We start from the raw sequence: 17,778 nt of genomic DNA, 5'->3' as shown, positions 1-17,778 counted from the left end.
GGGAGTGGGTATGGGACGAACGGGCCGAGGGCGGGCGCGCCGAACCCGCCGAGAGACTGTCGTACCCGACGGCGCGCCGCAACCCCCGTCACCTCCGGGCGGCCCCGCCCCGGCCTGCGACGCTCGTCCCGTTGCGCCCCGCCGACCCCCGATCGCTCAGATTCCGTGATTGATAACCCGACTTTCGAGCACCCATCATGAGTGAAACTGGGTTAGGCTGCGGGCCATGTGTGGAATCGTGGGATACGCGGGCGCGCGCCCCGCACTCAGCATCGTGCTCGACGGGCTGCGGCGGCTGGAATACCGCGGCTACGACTCGGCGGGCGTCGCGATCGTCTGCGACGACCGGCTGCTGACCGAGAAGAAGGCCGGCAAGCTGGCCAACCTTGAGAAGGTGCTGTCCGAGCGGGCCGCCGACGACCCGACCTCCTGCGCGGCCAGCCCGATCGGCATCGGTGACGGCACCACCGGCATCGGGCACACCCGGTGGGCCACCCACGGCGGCCCGACCGACCGCAACGCCCACCCGCACGTCGCCCCCGACGGCCGGGTCGCGGTGATCCACAACGGCATCATCGAAAACTTCGCCAAGCTCCGTAACGAGCTGGAGGCCGACGGCGTCCAGTTCACCAGCGACACCGACACCGAGTGCGCCGCGCACCTGCTCGCCGCCGCGCTGGCCGACCTGCGCGCCGCCGGCCAGCCGGACAGCCCGCAGCTGCTCGCCGCCGGCATGCGGGTGGTCTGCCAGCGGCTGGAGGGCGCGTTCACCCTGCTCGCGGTGGACGCCGGCGTGCCCGGTGCGGTCGTCGGCGCCCGGCGCAACTCGCCGCTGGTCGTCGGCCGCGGCGACGGTGAGAACTACCTGGCCAGCGACGTGGCCGCGTTCATCGAGCACACCCGGGAAGCGGTCGAGCTGGGCCAGGACCAGATCGTCCTGATCACCGGTGACAGCATCGAGATCACCGACTTCGACGGCCAGCCCGCCGCCGGCAAGGACTTCCACATCGACTGGGACTCCTCGGCCGCCGAGAAGGGTGGCTACGACTGGTTCATGCTCAAGGAGATCGAGGAGCAGCCGCAGGCCATCGCCGACACGCTGCTCGGCCGGCTCACCGAGACCGGCGAGATCGCCCTCGACGAGGTCCGCCTCAGCGACCAGGACCTGCGCGACGTCGACAAGATCTTCATCGTGGCCTGCGGCACGGCGTACCACGCCGGCATGGTCGCCAAGTACGCCATCGAGCACTGGACCCGGATCCCCTGCGAGGTGGAGCTGGCCAGCGAGTTTCGCTACCGCGACCCGGTCCTCGACCGGTCCACGCTGATCGTGGTGATCTCGCAGTCCGGCGAGACGATGGACACCCTGATGGCGCTGCGCCACGCCAAGGAGCAGAAGGCCCGGGTGCTGGCGATCTGCAACACCAACGGCTCGACCATCCCCCGTGAGTCGGACGCCGTGCTCTACACCCACGGCGGGCCGGAGATCGCCGTCGCCTCCACCAAGGCGTTCCTCACCCAGGTCGTCGCCTGCTACCTGATCGGCCTGCACCTGGCCCAGGTGCGCGGCATCAAGTTCGCCGACGAGGTGGGCGCGGTGGTCGCGCAGTTGCAGGAGATCCCCGGCAAGCTGCGCGAGCTGCTCGACCGGATCGAGCCCGTCCGTGAGCTGGCCCGGGAGCTGAAGTCCGAGCCGACAGTGCTGTTCATCGGCCGGCACGTCGGCTACCCGGTGGCCCTGGAGGGCGCGCTGAAGCTCAAGGAACTGGCGTACATGCACGCCGAGGGCTTCGCCGCCGGCGAGCTGAAGCACGGCCCGATCGCCCTGATCGACAAGGGCACCCCGGTCATCTGCGTGGTGCCCTCGCCGGTCGGCCGGGGCATGCTGCACGACAAGGTCGTCTCCAACATCCAGGAGGTCCGGGCGCGCGGTGCGCGGACCATCGTGATCGCGGAGGAGGGCGACGAGGCGGTCGTCCGGTACGCCGACCACCTCATCTACGTGCCGCGTACGCCGACGCTGCTGGCCCCGCTCGTCACCACGGTGCCGTTGCAGGTGCTGGCCGCCGAGATCGCCGCCGCCCGTGGACACGACGTGGACCAGCCCCGCAACCTGGCCAAGTCGGTCACCGTCGAGTAGGCCCCTCAACGACCTGGCCCAGCACGACCCGGGCCATCCCGTCCAGCGCGGGATTGCCCGGGTCCCAGTAACCGGTGTGGCCTCCTCGCCCACTGCCGAAGACCCGACCGCCGAACCCGGGATCCGACGGGTCGTGACCGAACCACAGCTCGTGGCCGGTCCGGTCGGGCCAGCCCAGCGCGGCGGCCAGCGGAGCCGCGCCGGACAGCGCACGTCGGCCCATCTCGTCCACCGGAAGGGCCCCGCGGATCACGTCGTCGGGAGCGCTGCTCGCCCAGACCTCCCGGGCGGGCACGCCCAGCTCGGCGGCGTGCGACGCACCGACCCCTGGGGAACCGACGAAGACCAGAGCGTCGGCGGCCAGCCCGTGCTCCCGGGCGGCCATGCCCACCACCAGTGACCCGTAGCTGTGCCCGAGCACGGTCTGCCGGGCCGGTGGCCCCTCGTGGGTGGCCCGCAGCCCCTCCTGGAAGCGGTGCAGCGCCGGGCCGGCATCGCGTGCCAGACCTGCGAAAGCCGCGTCGGTCACGAAATCCGGGGCGTCGTAGTCCAACCAGAGCACCGCCGCGCTGCGTTCAGTCGGGGCGAGCGTGGCGCACCGGTCCAGCACCCGCGCCGCCCTGCCCAGCTCACCGGGGGCGTCGTCCAGCCCGGAACCCATCCCCGGCACGTAGGTGAGCACCCGGTCGGCCTGGTCCGGGTCGCCGAGCGCCAGCACCACCCGACCCTCACCGGCCGTATCCAGCCCCAGCAGGTATGCCCGCGGCTCCGCGCCGCCCGTCAGTCGTCCGCCCAGCGTGTCCAGACCGGCCAACCGCTCAGCCAGCCCGCGCAGCCGGACCGACGCGAGCGCCCCCGGCGGCACCCGCGTCAGCAACCGCCGCCGCTCGGCCAGCAGCTCCTCCCGCCAGACCCCGAGCCGCAGCCGGTTGGCCTGGTCGCGGGCGGCCACCGGCACCCCGTCCAATCGGCCGACCAGCGCCGGCTCGTGCCCGATCAGCCACCGTCGCTGCGCCGGTGTCAGACCCGCCCACCAGGCGCGGACCAGGGTCGGCGCCGCACCGGGGGCCGGCCGGTCCGGCGGTGGCGGGGAGGCCCAGCCGGTGCCGGCGGCCCGGGCCAGCTCGTCCAACCGGTCGGCGGCGGCCCGGTCCGCGGCACCGGCCTCGTCGAGTGCGTCCCGCAGGTCTGCCGCCACCCGGGCCGCAACCACGCCGGCCCGCTCGGTCGGCCGGGCCCGGGCGGGATCGACGTGCACCCCACCCGAGCGGTCCACCAGCAGGCCGGCCGCGTCCGCCAGGGCGACCGCATCGGTGAGCCGTGCCTTCGCCACAGCCAGCCGGCCGGCCAACTCGGCCAGCACCTGGTCGACCTCGATCAACACGGGCGCGACCGACGTCAGCTCGTCACGCAGGCCGACGAGCCGGGCGTCCGCCGCCGTGGCCGCCGCGCCCGACCAACCGCCCCGCAAGCGCCCGTCCGCCGTACGCAGCTCACCGACGCGTCGGTCGACCAGCCCGGTCAACCCCGCCCAGGCCGTCCCGGCGGCCCGCCACCCGCTCGGATCGGCTGCCCACAGGTGTCGGTAGGCGACGCTGCTCACCGGTGCAGGGTGGCGAACCGGTCGGCCGCCCGGTCGTCGACCGACTCGTACGCCTCGGCCGCGGCCCGCACCCCGGCGGAGGCCGCCGTGACCCGAGCACCGACCCGGCACAACCAGGAGTGCACGGCTGCCTCCACCCCGGCCAGGGCCGCGCCGGCTCGCCACTCGGGTGCCGTCACCAGCAACCCGGGCACCCCCGCGAGGCCCAGCGCCAGCCGGTGCGCCCCGTCGTCGAGCACGACGGCGACCGCGCGCAGCTCCTCCGGCCGGACGACGAACGGCTCATCGGTCATGACCACACCCCCCGTGGACGATCGGGATCGACGCGCTGACGCTAGGCGTGTACCGGAGGTCGTCGAGTGCCCTGTGGACAGCCGGCGGTGAGGCGTACCCCGGCCTGTCCACAGGCGTTGCCCACCGCGGGCCCGACGGCTAATCTGCGGCCACGGCCGCCGGTAGGGTGAAGTGGTGATCGTCGCTGTCGGCATCGACGTCGTCCTGGTCGACCGGTTCGCCCGGGCCCTGGCACGGACGCCGCTGCTCGCCGACCGGCTCTTCACCACTGCCGAGCGACACACGCGCGCCGGTGCCCCGCGATCGCCGGAGTCCCTTGCCGCCCGCTTCGCCGCCAAGGAGGCCGTGGCCAAGGCGCTCGGCGCTCCGGCCGGGCTGAGCTGGCACGACTGCGAGATCGTGCCCGACCCGGACGGCCGTCCCTGGCTCGCCGTCTCCGGCACGGTCGCGGCGGCGGCCGACGCGCGTGGGGTCAACCGCTGGCATCTCTCGTTGTCGCACGACGGGGGGATCGCGTCGGCGATGGTGGTCGCGGAACGGTGACGTCGGCTGGGCGGGCCGACACGGTCCACCCGCGAACGAATGGGACACGGTGGCATGAGATCGGTGTGGCGGGTGGCCGACGTACGGGCGGCCGAGGCAGGGCTGATGGGCACGCTGCCGGACGGGACGCTGATGCAGCGGGCCGCCGCCGGGCTGGCCCGCCGGGCCGCGCTGCTGCTCGCCGAGCGGGGCGGGGTCTACGGCGCCCGGGTGCTGCTGCTGGTCGGTTCCGGTGACAACGGTGGCGACGCCCTGTACGCGGGGGAGCGGCTGGCCCGCCGGGGAGTCCAGGTGTCCGCCCTGCTGCTCACCCCCGGGCGTGCGCACGCCGCCGGGCTGGCCGCCCTGCGAGCGGCCGGTGGCCGGCTGGTGCCGCAGCCGGCCGGCCCGGTCGACCTGGTCCTGGACGGCATCGTCGGCATCGGCGGCACCGGTGGGCTGCGGGCGAGCGCGGACGAGGTGGTCCAACGCCTCGGCGAGCTGCGTGGGCGCGACGGCGAGCGCGCCACCATCCTGGCGGTGGACGTGCCGAGCGGGGTCGCTGTGGACACCGGCCACGTGCCGCTGTCCGCGTCCGGCCGACCGACAGCGGTCCGCGCCGACGTGACGGTGGCGTTCGGCGCGCTCAAGCCCGCACTGGTGGTCGGGCCGGCAGCCGCCCTGGCCGGGCAGGTGGAGTTGGTCGACATCGGGCTGCGTCCGTGGCTGCGAGGCTCTCCGGCGCTGCGGGTCACCGAGTGGTCCGACCTGGTCGACTGGTGGCCGGAGCTGGGCCCGGCGTCGGAGAAGTACAGCCGGGGCGTGGTGGGGGTGTCGACCGGCTCGGCGACCTACCCGGGCGCGGCGGTGCTCTCCGTCGGCGGCGCTCTGGCCGGGCCGACGGGCCTGGTCCGCTATGCCGGCGGTGCCCGGGCCGAGGTGCTGCACCAGCACCCCTCGGTGATCGCCAGTGGGCGGGTCGCCGACGCGGGCCGGGTGCAGGCCTGGGTCTGCGGCTCCGGCCTGGGCACCGGAGAGGACGCGGCGGCCGAGCTGCGCGCCGTGCTGGCCTCCCCGGTGCCGGTGGTGCTCGACGCCGACGCGCTGACCCTGCTGGTGGACGGCTCACTCGCCGACCGGCTGCGCGGGCGGGACGCGCCGATCGTGGTCACCCCGCACGACCGGGAGTTCACCCGGCTGTGCGGGGAGGAGCCCGGCGCCGACCGCGTCGGCTCCGCACTGCGGCTGGCCGCCTGGATGAACGCGGTGGTGCTGCTCAAGGGGGACCGCACGGTGATCGGCACGCCGGACGGCCGGGCGTACGTCAACCCGACCGGCACCCCGGCGCTGGCCACCGGCGGCACGGGTGACGTGCTGGCCGGGCTGCTCGGCTCGTTGCTGGCGGCCGGGGTGCCCGCCGATCGGGCCGCCGCCTCGGCCGCGTACCTGCACGGGCTCGCCGGCCGGGAGGCGGCCCGGGGTGGGCCGGTGACCGCGCCCGACGTGGTCACCGCACTTCGCCCGGTTGTCGCCCGGCTGGGCTGATCGGCCCGTTCCGGCCGGGTCGTCGTCCGGGGGCGTGCGTCGCCGCCCCCGGTGATCACGGCGGAAAGTAGGCTGGGCGTATGTGGCAGGCCGAGGTACGCGTCGATCTTGACGCGATCCGCGAGAACGTGAGCAGGCTCCGCTCCGGCACCAGCGCCGAGCTGATGGCGGTGGTGAAGGGCGACGGGTACGGCCATGGCATGCTTCCGGCCGCCCGCGCCGCGCTCGACGCCGGCGCGGACTGGCTCGGTGTCTGCACCCTCGACGAGGCGCTCACCCTGCGGCGGGCCGGAGTGACAGTGCCGGTGCTGGCCTGGCTGCTCGCGCCGGGGTTGCCGCTGCACGAGGGGGTCACCGCCGGGGTGGACCTGGGCGCGGCCAGTCTGCCGCAGCTGGACGAGATGATCGAGGCGAGCCGACTCGCCGGGCGCCCCGCCCGCCTGCACCTGAAGATCGACACCGGGCTGTCGCGGGGCGGGGCGACCGTCGCCGACTGGCCGGCGCTGCTGGACGCTGCCGCGAAGGCGCAGGCCGACGGCCTGGTCGAGGTGGTCGGCGTGTGGAGCCACTTCGTGTACGCGGACAGCCCCGGCCACCCCACCACTGATCGCCAACTGGCCGTCTTCCACGAAGGGCTGGCCATGGTCGAGCGGGCCGGGCTGCGCCCGCGTTGGCGGCACCTCGCCAACTCGGCCGCCACCCTGACCCGCCCGGACACCCACTTCGACCTGGTTCGCCCCGGCCTTGCCATCTACGGGCTCTCCCCGGTGGCCGGCGAGACGTACGGGCTGCGGCCGGCGATGACCGCACGCGCCCGGGTGATGCTCACGAAGCGGGTGCCCGCCGGCACCGGCGTCTCCTACGGGCACGCCTACACCACCGAGGCGGACGCGAACCTGGCCGTGGTGCCGCTCGGGTACGCCGACGGGGTTCCCCGGCACGCGTCCAACACCGGCCCGGTCCAGCTCGCCGGCGCACGGCGGACGATCTCGGGACGGGTCTGCATGGACCAGTTCGTGATTGACTGCGGGGACGACCCGGTGGCCGACGGCGACGTGGCGACCCTGTTCGGCAGTGGTGTCGACGGCGAGCCGACCGCCGACGACTGGGCCGAGGCGGTCGGCACGATCAACTACGAGATCGTCACCCGGTTCGGCAGCACACGCGTGCCTCGGATCTATGACGGCGAGCGGCCATGAGCTACCGCATTCCGCGTCCGCGGACCGCGGCGGGCCGGGTCGCGGGGATCCTCGGGGCCGCGGTCGGGGTCGCGGCCGCGGGCCTGGCGGCCGGCGTCGCGACCGAGCGCACCCTGGTCCGCCGGCTCAAGGCAGACCCGGCCGACCGCTACGCGCACGAGGCGTTCGGCGAGCAGCGGTACGACGAGGCGTTCCGTCTGGAGCTGCCGGACGGCACGGACATCCACGTCGAGGTGGTCGAGCCGACCAGGCCGGTGCCGGGGCATCCGACGGTGGTGCTGGTGCACGGCTTCTGCCTGGACATGGGGACGTTCCACTTCCAGCGTCAGATGCTCGCGGCCCGAGGTGACTACCGGGTCGTGGCGTACGACCAGCCCGGTCACGGTCGGTCCGGCCGGTTGGAGACCGGGGAGTACGACCTCGCGGTGCTCGGCCGGACGCTGCGCCAGGTGATCGACCGCACCGCCCCGGACGGGCCGCTGGTGCTGGTCGGTCACTCGATGGGCGGCATGACCATCATGGCGTTCGCCGAGTTGTTCCCGGAGCTGTTCGGTGACCGGGTGGTGGGCACGGTCCTGATGGCCACCTCGGGCGGGCTCATCGCCGAAACCAAGCTGGTTGCGCCCGCGCTGCTCGGCCGGGTCGGCGGCCCGGTGCTGTACATGGTCAGCAACGCCACCCGGTACGGCGGGCCGGTGATCGACAAGGCCCGCAAGTCGACGTCGAACGTGGCCTGGCTGCTGACCCGCAAGTACGGCTTCGGCACCCGCAAACCCAGCCCGTCGCTGGTGTCCTACGTGGAGACGATGAACTCCCGGACGTCGGCCGACACGGTGACCCGCTACCTGCGGACCCTGGCCACCCACTCGCGCTTCCCGGCTCTCGCGGCGTTGGCCGCGACGCCGGTGCTGGTGGTGGTCGGCGACAAGGACATGATCACTCCGGTGACCCACTCGGAGGAGATCGTCCGGCGGCTGCCGCACGCCGAGTTCGTCAAGATCAAGGACAGTGGACACGTGGTGATGCTGGAGCACGCCGACGAGGTCAACGCCGCGCTCGCGCGGTTCCTCGAATCACTCGCAGAGCCGGAGGAACGGTGAGTCACGTCGTCAAGCTGCCGACCGTCGAGGACACCCGGGAGTTCGGCCGACGCCTGGCCGGGCTGCTGCGCGCCGGCGACCTGGTGCTGCTGACCGGCCCGCTGGGCGCCGGCAAGACCGCGCTCACCCAGGGTGTCGGCGCCGGGCTCGGTGTACTCGGCGACATCACCTCGCCGACGTTCGTGATCGCCCGGGTGCACCGCCCCGATCCGGCCCGGGGTGGCCGGGTCGCCCTGGTGCACGCCGACGCGTACCGGCTGGGCGCCGCCACCGACCCCCGCGCCGAGATCGACGACCTGGACCTCGACGCATCGGTCGAGGACTCGGTGACCGTGGTGGAGTGGGGTGAGGGCCTGGTGGAGCAGTTGGTCGACGCGCACCTGCGTGTCCGGATCGACCGCCGCGACGACGACACCCGCATCGTCGAGCTGGACCCGATCGGTGGCGACTGGGCCCGTCGGCTCGCCGGCCTGGGCTAGGGCGGCCGCTGTCGTACCCGATGCCTAGAGTGCGGGGACCGACCCGCGCTGTGTGAGAGGTTCCTGATGCCCGACGACGCCCCCGCCCTGGATCTGCTGGCCCTGCTGCCGGAGCAGTGGCGTGCCGTGCTCACCCCACACCTGGATGCGGCGCGCACCGCCGCGCTGGCCGAGTTCGTCGCTCGGGAATACGCGACGCAGACCGTCTTCCCTCCCCTGGAGGACCTGTTCTCGGCCTACCGGCTCTGCCCGCCGCAGGGCACCCGGGTGCTGATCCTCGGGCAGGACCCCTATCACCGCGCCGGGCAGGCACACGGGTTGAGCTTCAGCGTCCGCGACGGAGTGACGGTGCCGCCGTCGTTGCGCAACGTCTTCAAGGAGTTGGGCGAGGACGTCGGCGTTCCCAAGCCGCGCAGCGGCAACCTCGACGGGTGGGCCGCCCAGGGCGTGCTGCTGCTCAACGCGGTGCTGACCGTCCGTCAGGCCACCCCGGGCTCGCACGCCAACGCCGGCTGGGAGGAGTTCACCGACGCGACCATCCGGGCACTTGACGCCTCGCCGGACCGGGTGGTCTTCCTGCTCTGGGGCGGCTACGCCCGCAAGAAGGCGGCCCTGGTCACCAACCCGCAGCACGTCGTGCTGGAGGCTGGCCACCCCAGCCCGATGAACCCGCGTGGCTTCCTCGGCAGCCGCCCGTTCAGCGCGGCCAACAAGGCGCTCGCCGACGCCGGCCTGCCCACCATCGACTGGGAGCGCACCGCCGGCTGACCTCTGCGGCCCGCGGCTCCCGGTCACCGCCCTGCTGTTGGCGTGGCTGGCAGGTGGCTCAGCTTCCGCTGGCCAGCTGCCGGTCACGGTAGCGGCGCAACAGCTCGCCGGCGCGCGGCGCGGTCAGCTCCAATTCGACGAGCGGCACCACCTGGTAACCCCGACCGCCGTGGCGCACCTCGATCGTCTCGGGCAGTTCGTCGCACATCGTGGCCCTGATCTCGCCGTGCCGGGTCGACCAACGGTGCTCGCCCGGCTCCTCGGGCTCCAGCCACACACCGCCGAACTCGCCGAAGCGAGCGTTCCACCGCTGCCCGTAGTTCCTTTCCAGCCAACGGGTCAACACCTTCGAGTCCTGCCACCGCACGGCGATCTCCAGCGCGTCCACCGGCACCGGCGCACCCTGCAACAGGGCAGCCGTGCTCCCGGTGAGGACCTGCGGGAGATCGCTGAGCCGGTCCAGCAGCCGATCCAGGCCCAGTTCGTCGATCCGCTCGGCGAGCGGCCGAGCGGCCAGGTCGTCCATCCGGGCGTCAAGGTGCGCGTCCAGCGGCTCCACCCCGACGGCCAGCTGCACATCCATCGCAGTGAGCATCCGTTCCAGCACCGGGATGGTCGGCGCACGCTCGCCACGTTCGATCCTGGCCACGGCAGCCTGGCTGACCCCGGCCAGCGCGGCCAACTGACGTTGGCTCAGCTCGCGCAGGTGTCGTTGCTGCCGCACGGTAGCGCCGAGAAGGGTGACAAGGCGAGTGGATGGCATCCCCGCATGGTGGACCAGGGTCAGATGCTGGCGATACCTCTGCGGCATATTGACGACTCGCCGCTGATCGGGCCGAGGACCGCCCCGGTCGATGGCCTGGCGGCTGGCGGTGGGCCTCATCCCAGTGAGCGTGATGCCTGTGAGTCATCTTGATGACTCACAGGCATCACGCTCAAAAGGAAATGTGGCGTCGTCGCACCCGGCGCTTCGCTCCCCGGCCGCTTCGCCGCCCGGCGGGGTTGCGGGGTGCGGGTGGGCGGGGCGTCCGGAGGATCGCGGTAGGGCGGGACGGGCCTGGGGGCGGTGACCGGGGCGGGGCGTGACCGGGGGGCGGTGGCGGGGCGGCTAGGCTGGCTAACCGTGCTCGTACTCGTGGTGGACAGCTCGACCCCTGCGGTGACCGCAGCGCTGGTGGAGGTCTCGGCGGACGGTGTCGTGTCCCGGGCGCACCGGTGCACGGTCGATGCCCGCGCGCACGGCGAACTGCTCGCTCCCCAGGTGGACGCGGTCCTCGCCGACGCCCACGCGCGCCCACGGGACCTGAGCGCCATCGTCGCCGGGCTCGGCCCGGGTCCGTTCACCGGGCTGCGGGTCGGCCTGGTCACCGCCGCGACGATGGGTCAGGTGCTCGGCATCCCCACGTACGGCGTCTGCTCGCTGGACGCCATCGGCTACCCGGCGGCGTCCGGCGAGCCGGTGCTGGCCGCCAGCGATGCCCGGCGCAAGGAGCTCTACTGGGCCGTCTACGACGGTGCGGGCCAGCGGATCGTCGGGCCCGAGGTGTCCACGCCGTCGGTGGCCGCCGCGCGCGCCCGGGAGTTGGGCGCGACGATCGCGGTCGGGGACGGGGCACACCGGTACGCCGAGATCCTGGACCTGCCCGTGCGGGTCGAGCCCAGGTACCCGGACGCCACCGTGCTGGCGCTGCTCGCGGCCGAGCGGATCCGGGCGAGTGCGTCCAGCGAGCGGCTCACCCCGCTCTACCTGCGCCGTCCCGACGCGGTGGCGGCTGTCGGCCGCAAACCGGTCCTGCCATGACAGCGGTACGGCTCGTCCCGTTCCGCTGGTGGCACATCGACGACGTGCTGCCGATCGAGGCGGACCTCTTCGGCGCCGAGCAGTGGTCGCCGGCCATGTTCTGGAACGAGCTGGCCAACGGGCACCACTACCGGGTCGCCGTCGACGGGGATGGCGCGGTGCTCGGTTACGCCGGCCTCGCCGGGGCTCCTCCAGACGAGGTGTGGGTGCAGAACATCGCCGTGCACCGGGACGCCCAGCGGCGGGGCGTGGGCCGCGTCCTGCTGGAGGAACTGCTCGCCGAGGCGGCCCGGCGGGATGCCCGCAGCACCCTGTTGGAGGTCGCCGTGGACAACGCCGCCGCCCAGCGGCTCTACGCGACGTACGGGTTCGAGCCGATCGGGGTGCGGCGCGGCTACTACCAACCGAGCAACACCGACGCGCTGGTCATGCGGCGCGACGCCGAGCCGACCGGGGACGGACCACACGACCATGGCTGACGAACCGCTGATCCTGGGTATCGAGACCTCCTGCGACGAGACCGGCGTCGGCATCGTGCGGGGGCACACCCTGCTGGCCGACGCACTCGCCTCCAGTGTCGAGGAGCACGCCCGATTCGGGGGTGTGGTGCCCGAGGTGGCCAGCCGGGCACACCTGGAGGCCATCGTGCCCACCATGGACCGGGCCCTGACCGAGGCCGGCGTCACCCTGGCCGACATCGACGCGATCGCGGTCACCTCCGGGCCTGGTCTGGCCGGTGCGCTGCTGGTCGGTGTCGCCGCCGCCAAGGGGTACGCGCTCGCCGCCGAGAAGCCCGTGTACGGCGTGAACCATCTTGCCGCCCACGTCGCGGTGGACACCCTTGAGCACGGCCCACTGCCCGAACCCGCCATCGCGCTGCTGGTGTCCGGCGGTCACTCGTCCCTGCTGCTCGTCGACGACCTGGCCCGGGGCGTCACCCCGCTGGGCGCCACCATCGACGACGCCGCCGGTGAGGCGTTCGACAAGGTCGCCCGGCTGCTCGGGCTGCCGTTCCCGGGCGGCCCGCCCATCGACCGGGAGGCCCGGGCCGGCGACGCCGCCGCGATCGCCTTCCCACGCGGCCTGACCGCCGCCAAGGATCTCGCCGCCCACCGGTACGACTTCTCGTTCTCCGGCCTGAAGACGGCGGTGGCAAGGTGGGTCGAGGCGCGTCAGCGTGCCGGTGAGCCGGTGCCGGTGGCCGACGTGTCCGCGTCCTTTCAGGAGGCGGTCTGTGACGTCCTGACCAGCAAGGCACTCGCCGCCTGCCGCGCTCAGGGCATCGACACCCTGGTGATCGGCGGGGGAGTGGCGGCGAACTCGCGGCTGCGGGCGATGGCCGAGCAGCGGGCCGAGAAGTACGGCATCCGGGTCCGGGTGCCCCGTCCGAAGCTCTGCACCGACAACGGTGCGATGGTGGCCGCGCTCGGTTCGCACCTGGTCGCCGCTGGGGTCGCGCCGAGCCGACTGGACCTGCCTGCCGATTCGGCACTGCCGTTGACCACGGTCAGCGTGTGACGGGGGCGGCGGACATGATCGTGCGGATGTGGGAGGCGCGCGCCGAGGCGTACGGCGTCGCCGACCTGATCACCTGGGTGTGCGACACCGCTCTGCCCGAGTTGGAGCACGACCCGCTGCACGTCTCCAGCGAGGTCTTCTCCTCCACCGACCACCGCGTGGTGGTCATCTCCAAGTGGCGCAGCAACCCGCGACCGCTGCCCGATCCGCCTGCCCTGCTGGTGGCTCGCGCTCCGCACTCCTGGGATTTCACCCAGGTCGACCGCTGACGCGAGCCACCAACGAGGTCATCGCCGACGGTCAGCTGCGGCGCAGCATCCGGTAGGTGGCGATTCCACCGGTGCCCAGCGCGGCGAGGAAGACCAGCCAGACGACTGTGCTGCTGACCCCGACCTGCGGGCCGGCGTTGGCCGCTGCGGCGGCCAACAGGCCGTCGTCACCGGGGGCGGGCAGCGCCGCAGGGGGCAGCTCCGGCCAGCGGACCAGGCCCGTGCTCTCCAGCATCTGCATGTGGTGCATGACGAAGCCGTTGGAGTCGTCGCAGAGCTTGCGGACGGTGGCGTCCCGGGTGCTGGCGCGGACCGCGCCGATCACCGGGAAGATCTTGCCGTGGGCGACCCGGAGCCGGGTGACGAAGATCTGGTCGAACCGGGCGCCGGACGCCTTCTGCATCTCCGCCAGCCAGCCCTTCTGCTCGGCGGTCGGCTCGCTGGGGATCGTCGCGCCCAACTTGTTAGCTGCTTCGACCACGAGCTCGTCGAGCTTCTGGTGCTCGCTGGCGATGCCGGCGCCGATCTCCCGTACCTTGGCCGACTGCCCCTTCTCGGCGGCCATCTGACCGGCTGGCATCTCCCACAGCCCGGCCAGCCGTACCCCGTTGAGCAGTGTCATGTCGGCGGCGTTGAGCTGCTGCCCGCCGCCGGCGGGCGCGGCCATGGCCACGCCGGGCAGGACACCGATCCCCGCGACGATCGCGATGAGCAGCAGCGCCGCTCGGTGGGTCCGGGTGCCCAGCCGGCGATGGGCGGATCTGAGCGGTGCCATGTCTGTGGTGCCTCCTCGGTCCGGACCGAAACGCGTCTGGACCGGACAGCCATACGCTCCCGGCTGCCCGTCCGCCCACTGATACGGACTGATCGCGCGATCAGTTCACCGATTGGCGACGGGGATCAGCGGGTGATGGCGAGGAAGCCGCCGAGCAGCAGCAGGGTGAGCGCCGCGGCGGCGAAGAGCATCAGCAGCTCGCGGTGCCCGTGCCCGACGGTGTCGCGGTCGCCGGGCGGGTCGGACAGTGCCGGCAGATCGCGGGTCAGCGCGGCCAGGTCACCGAGGGTGCGTGCCGTCCAGACTGCACCCGCCCGGTCGGAAAACTCGTCGAGGGTCAGCCGGCCCGCTGCGGTGTGCCGGTGCAGCTCGGCGACCACCCGGTTGCGGTCGTCGTCGGAGGCGCGCAGCTCGACATCCACGCCGGACAGCGTACGCGGATCAGCCCACGTCGAGGGGGTCCGCGAGGAGTCGTTCGAAGGCCAACTCGGCGGCCCCGATCAGGGGGGCGTCCGCGCCCAGCTTGGGCGTGCGCAGCCGGACGTGCTCCAGGCAGGCTCCGAGCGCGTTGGAGTTGAGCCGGCTGCGGATCTGGGCCGCCGCCGCGAGGTAGAGGTCGCGCATGGTGCCGCCGAAGATGACCATTTCGGGGTTGAAGATGTTCACCAGGTTGGCGACGCCGAAGCCGAGCCAGTCGCCGGCCTGGCGGACCGCCGTCTGGGCCCGGGCGTCGCCCCGGTCGGCGGCGTCGAAGACGGCCAGCAGGGCGTCGCGACCCCGGGCGTCGGAACGTCCGGCAGCGCGCAGCAGACCGTGCTCGCCGATCTCGGTCTCCCAGCAACCCCGGGAGCCGCACTCACAGGGCCGGCCGTCGCGGACCACCTTCATGTGGCCGACCTCGCCGCCGTACCCACCGTGCCCGGTCAGCCGACGTCCACCGGCGATGATGCCGGCACCCACGCCGACGTCGCCGTACAGGTAGAGGACGTTGTCGCAACCGGCCGCAACACCCCGTGCGTGCTCGGCGAACGCGGCGACGTCGGCCACGTTGCCCACCGTGACCGGTACGTCGATGCCCAACTCGTCGGCGAGGGCCGAGCCGATCGGTTCGTCCACCCAGCCGGTGGTGGGGCCGAGCCGGACCAGGCCGTCGTCCCGGCGGACCATGCCGCACACCGCGACGCCGGCGCCGACGCAGATCGCGTCCGCCGGCACCAGCTGCTGCATCTCCTTGACCGCCCCGGCCAGCAGCGGCGCGGCCTCCGCGGCCAGCAGCCCGCGCGGTCGGTCCAGGTCCCGGCGGTCCAGGACCGCGCCACCCAGACCGACCCGGGCGGCGCGCAGCCGGTCCACCTCCACGGAGTACGCGTACGCGTAGACCCGTGCCGACTCGGGCCGGACGACAAGTGACGGTCGCCCGGCCCGGCCGGTCTCCTTCGGCGCGCCTTCGCTGACCAGCCCCACCGCGGACAGGTCGGCGGTGAGCGCGCCGATGGTGCTGCGGTTGAGGCCCAGCGTGGTGGTCAGTTCGGCGCGTGTGGTCGCCCCGTGGACGTGCACGTGCCTAAGCAGAGCCCCGAGGTTCTGCCGTCGGACGTCATCCTGGCTCGGTCCTGGGCGCATGCTGGTGCTACCTCCCGCGCGGTCAGCGGGTGCCGGTGGCTGCCGCGCGGCGGCGGGAGAGCGCGTCGACGCTGGCCGCGAGCAGCAGTACGACACCGGTGACCACGTACTTGACTCCCGCGGTGTATCCCATCAGGCCCATTCCGTTCTCGATGACCGCGACCACCGCGCCGCCGAGCACGGCGTCGAAGACGCGGCCCTTGCCACCGAACAGGCTGGTGCCGCCGATCACCGCTGCGCCCACCGCGTAGAGCAGTACGTTACTGCCCCCGGTGTTCGGGTCGACCGAGTTGGCCCGGCTGGCCGCCACGATGCCACCGATGGCGGCCATGGACGAGCAGATCACGAAGACGGAGATCCGGATCCGGTCGACTCCGATGCCGGCCCGGCGGGCCGCTTCCCGGTTGCCGCCCACGGCGTAGATGTGCCGGCCGTAGCTGGTGCGCTGCAGCACGAAGGTCCAGATGACCAGCAGCACCGCGATGATCGGCACCACGATCGGCACACCCTTGAGCGAGACGATGAGGACGTTGCGGCTGCGCTCCAGGTTTAGCACGTACACCGCGGTGCCGAGGATGACGGCGAGCCCGGCGATCCGCAGCGCCACCACCGCGATCGGGTCGGTGATCAGACCACGTGCCGCCCGGTTGCGGTGGCGTAGCAGTTGCACCGCCGCGTAGCCCACGACGGCGACGGCGGTCAGCGCCCAGCCCAGCGCGGGGGCGAGGTTGCGGTTGGCGATGGCGACCAGCACCTCGTCGCGGACGGAGATGTTGGTGCCCTCCTGCACGAGCAGCAACACGACGCCCTGGAAGGCGAGGAAGCCGGCGAGGGTGACCACGAAGGACGGAACACCGATCTTCGCGACGAGCAGGCCGAGCGTGGTGCCGATGACCACACCGGTGGCGACCGCGGCGAGCACCGCGACCCACCAGGGATAGCCGAGCACGGTGACCACATTGGCCAGCACCGCCGCGCAGACGCCGCTGGCGAAGCCGGCGGAGAGGTCGATCTCGCCGAGCAGCAGCACGAAGACCAGGCCCATCGCGATCAGCGTGACCGCCGCACCCTGGGTGAAGAGGTTGGCGAAGTTGCCGGCCGACAGGAACGACGACGGCCGCATGATCGCGAAGACGGTGCAGAGCACGATCAGGCCGAGCACAGCTGGTAGCGCGCCGACGTCGCCACCGCGTACCCGACTCAGGTAGTTGCGGACGTGGCCCCCGACGGTCGGCGTCGGTGTGACGGCCGCCGGGCCGTCCTTCCGCACGGCGGTGGTGGTCATCGGACGCCTCCTGAGATCGAGTCGGCCGCCTGCGGGCCGTCGCCGTTGCTGCCCGGGTCGGTGGCGAGGCCGAGCCCGCCCGAGCGCCCGGCGGTGATCAGCTCGACCACCTGGGCGTGGGTGATGTCGGTGGTCTTCACCTGGGCGACCATCTGGCCGAGGTACAGCGCGGCGATCCGGTCGGAGACGGCGAAGACATCGTTCATGTTGTGCGAGATGAGCACCACGGCCAGGCCGTTGTCGGCGAGGCGGCGGACCAGTTCGAGCACCTGCGCGGTCTGTGCCACGCCGAGCGCCGCGGTCGGCTCGTCCAGGATGACCAGCTTGCTGTTCCACAGCACCGCCTTGGCGATCGCCACGGTCTGGCGCTGGCCGCCGGAGAGGCTGGACACGTGCTGGCGCAGCGACGTGACGGTGCGGATGGAGAGCCCTGCCAGGGTCTCGGCGGCGAGTTGTTCCATGGTCGGCTCGTCCAGGACGATGCCGCTGCGCCTCTCCCGACCGAGGAACATGTTCTGCACGATGTCCAGGTTGTCGCAGAGCGCGAGGTCCTGGTAGACGACCTCGATGCCGAGCGTGGCGGCGTCGCGGGGGCTGCCGATGTGCACCGGTTCACCGTTGAACAGGAACTCTCCGGCGTCGGTGGGGTGGATGCCGCTGATGCACTTCACCAGGGTCGACTTGCCGGCGCCGTTGTCGCCGACCAGTGCGGTCACCTCGCCTGGGTGGACGGTCAGGGCGACGTCGCGGAGCACCTGGACGGGACCGAAGCTCTTGTCGATCCCGCGGAGTTCCAGCAGGGGGGTCGCGGACACGGGGTCTCCTTCTCAAGGGAGGGTCGGGGCCCGTCCGGCGGG

General features: G+C 73.0%; 19 protein-coding genes. 11 read left to right on the top strand and 8 right to left on the bottom strand.

The features are described from left to right. Nucleotides 1-226 precede the first annotated feature (226 nt). On the top strand, nt 227-2,140 hold the full coding sequence (gene glmS / locus AC3CF1_RS15460) for a glutamine--fructose-6-phosphate transaminase (isomerizing) (RefSeq protein ID WP_088950192.1): 1,914 nt from the start codon (nt 227-229) through the stop codon (nt 2,138-2,140). On the opposite strand, the gene AC3CF1_RS15455 is transcribed toward glmS, so the two are convergent. Both AC3CF1_RS15455 and AC3CF1_RS15450 read right to left on the bottom strand, forming a co-directional pair. Beyond that, nucleotides 2,127-3,743, bottom strand: coding sequence for an alpha/beta hydrolase (locus tag AC3CF1_RS15455; protein ID WP_488450713.1), 1,617 nt, complete (start codon nt 3,741-3,743; stop codon nt 2,127-2,129). The two genes, glmS and AC3CF1_RS15455, sit on opposite strands and share 14 nt — an antisense overlap. Further along, nucleotides 3,740-4,036 (bottom strand): hypothetical protein, encoded by a 297-nt coding sequence (locus AC3CF1_RS15450; protein WP_354982900.1) that lies wholly within the window; start codon nt 4,034-4,036, stop codon nt 3,740-3,742. Before AC3CF1_RS15450 ends, AC3CF1_RS15455 begins: the two co-directional genes overlap by 4 nt. Nucleotides 4,037-4,211: 175 nt before the next feature. On the opposite strand from AC3CF1_RS15450, the gene AC3CF1_RS15445 reads away from it, so the two are divergent. The 6 genes from AC3CF1_RS15445 (at nt 4,212) to AC3CF1_RS15420 (ending at nt 9,650) form a co-directional block, all read left to right on the top strand. Next, nucleotides 4,212-4,580 carry a holo-ACP synthase gene (locus tag AC3CF1_RS15445; protein WP_141911139.1) on the top strand — a complete coding sequence of 123 codons (369 nt, stop codon included), beginning with the start codon at nt 4,212-4,214 and terminating at the stop codon, nt 4,578-4,580. A gap of 54 nt (nt 4,581-4,634) precedes the next feature. Further along, entirely contained in the window at nt 4,635-6,104 is a 1,470-nt protein-coding gene (locus AC3CF1_RS15440) for an NAD(P)H-hydrate dehydratase (protein WP_354982901.1), read from the top strand. 80 nt (nt 6,105-6,184) lie between these two features. Beyond that, nucleotides 6,185-7,303 carry an alanine racemase gene (gene alr, locus AC3CF1_RS15435; RefSeq protein ID WP_354982902.1) on the top strand — a complete coding sequence of 373 codons (1,119 nt, stop codon included), beginning with the start codon at nt 6,185-6,187 and terminating at the stop codon, nt 7,301-7,303. Next, on the top strand, nt 7,300-8,403 hold the full coding sequence (locus AC3CF1_RS15430) for an alpha/beta fold hydrolase (protein ID WP_088950187.1): 1,104 nt from the start codon (nt 7,300-7,302) through the stop codon (nt 8,401-8,403). Before alr ends, AC3CF1_RS15430 begins: the two co-directional genes overlap by 4 nt. Beyond that, complete coding sequence (tsaE, locus tag AC3CF1_RS15425) at nt 8,400-8,882, top strand: tRNA (adenosine(37)-N6)-threonylcarbamoyltransferase complex ATPase subunit type 1 TsaE (RefSeq protein WP_141911136.1); 483 nt, start codon at nt 8,400-8,402, stop codon at nt 8,880-8,882. The genes AC3CF1_RS15430 and tsaE overlap by 4 nt, the downstream gene beginning before the upstream one ends. A gap of 66 nt (nt 8,883-8,948) precedes the next feature. Beyond that, nucleotides 8,949-9,650 (top strand): uracil-DNA glycosylase, encoded by a 702-nt coding sequence (locus AC3CF1_RS15420; RefSeq protein ID WP_141911135.1) that lies wholly within the window; start codon nt 8,949-8,951, stop codon nt 9,648-9,650. Between the two features lie 58 nt (nt 9,651-9,708). On the opposite strand, the gene AC3CF1_RS15415 is transcribed toward AC3CF1_RS15420, so the two are convergent. Then, nucleotides 9,709-10,413, bottom strand: coding sequence for a helix-turn-helix domain-containing protein (locus tag AC3CF1_RS15415; RefSeq protein ID WP_354982904.1), 705 nt, complete (start codon nt 10,411-10,413; stop codon nt 9,709-9,711). A 360-nt stretch (nt 10,414-10,773) separates the two neighbouring features. Here AC3CF1_RS15415 and tsaB point away from each other — a divergent pair, with 360 nt between their 5' ends. Genes tsaB through AC3CF1_RS15395 form a run of 4 tightly spaced genes read left to right on the top strand, consistent with a single transcriptional unit; the run spans nt 10,774 to nt 13,238 of the window. Next, nucleotides 10,774-11,451: a tRNA (adenosine(37)-N6)-threonylcarbamoyltransferase complex dimerization subunit type 1 TsaB gene (gene tsaB, locus AC3CF1_RS15410; RefSeq protein WP_488450712.1), complete on the top strand. Its 678-nt coding sequence runs from the start codon at nt 10,774-10,776 to the stop codon at nt 11,449-11,451. After that, the gene (rimI, locus tag AC3CF1_RS15405; RefSeq protein WP_488450711.1) at nt 11,448-11,930 is read left to right on the top strand and encodes a ribosomal protein S18-alanine N-acetyltransferase; all 483 of its coding nucleotides are present in this window, start codon (nt 11,448-11,450) and stop codon (nt 11,928-11,930) included. The genes tsaB and rimI overlap by 4 nt, the downstream gene beginning before the upstream one ends. Next, the gene (tsaD, locus tag AC3CF1_RS15400; protein WP_088950181.1) at nt 11,923-12,969 is read left to right on the top strand and encodes a tRNA (adenosine(37)-N6)-threonylcarbamoyltransferase complex transferase subunit TsaD; all 1,047 of its coding nucleotides are present in this window, start codon (nt 11,923-11,925) and stop codon (nt 12,967-12,969) included. Before rimI ends, tsaD begins: the two co-directional genes overlap by 8 nt. Before the next feature lie 14 nt (nt 12,970-12,983). Continuing rightward, entirely contained in the window at nt 12,984-13,238 is a 255-nt protein-coding gene (locus tag AC3CF1_RS15395; protein ID WP_053660576.1) for a hypothetical protein, read from the top strand. A gap of 31 nt (nt 13,239-13,269) precedes the next feature. On the opposite strand, the gene AC3CF1_RS15390 is transcribed toward AC3CF1_RS15395, so the two are convergent. From AC3CF1_RS15390 to AC3CF1_RS15370, 5 genes are all read right to left on the bottom strand, one after another. Further along, complete coding sequence (locus tag AC3CF1_RS15390; RefSeq protein ID WP_354982907.1) at nt 13,270-14,013, bottom strand: DUF4142 domain-containing protein; 744 nt, start codon at nt 14,011-14,013, stop codon at nt 13,270-13,272. Nucleotides 14,014-14,138: 125 nt separating this feature from the next. After that, complete coding sequence (locus AC3CF1_RS15385) at nt 14,139-14,435, bottom strand: DUF1707 SHOCT-like domain-containing protein (protein WP_088950178.1); 297 nt, start codon at nt 14,433-14,435, stop codon at nt 14,139-14,141. Nucleotides 14,436-14,454: 19 nt separating this feature from the next. Then, nucleotides 14,455-15,636, bottom strand: coding sequence for an ROK family protein (locus AC3CF1_RS15380; protein WP_396687143.1), 1,182 nt, complete (start codon nt 15,634-15,636; stop codon nt 14,455-14,457). A gap of 22 nt (nt 15,637-15,658) precedes the next feature. Next, the gene (locus AC3CF1_RS15375; protein WP_354824014.1) at nt 15,659-16,921 is read right to left on the bottom strand and encodes a sugar ABC transporter permease; all 1,263 of its coding nucleotides are present in this window, start codon (nt 16,919-16,921) and stop codon (nt 15,659-15,661) included. Further along, complete coding sequence (locus AC3CF1_RS15370; RefSeq protein ID WP_088950175.1) at nt 16,918-17,736, bottom strand: ATP-binding cassette domain-containing protein; 819 nt, start codon at nt 17,734-17,736, stop codon at nt 16,918-16,920. The genes AC3CF1_RS15375 and AC3CF1_RS15370 overlap by 4 nt, the downstream gene beginning before the upstream one ends. Nucleotides 17,737-17,778 lie beyond the last annotated feature (42 nt).

This window comes from Micromonospora sp. MGP-C2 (genome assembly GCF_057766525.1).
This window is presented reverse-complemented; position numbering and strand designations above follow the sequence as displayed.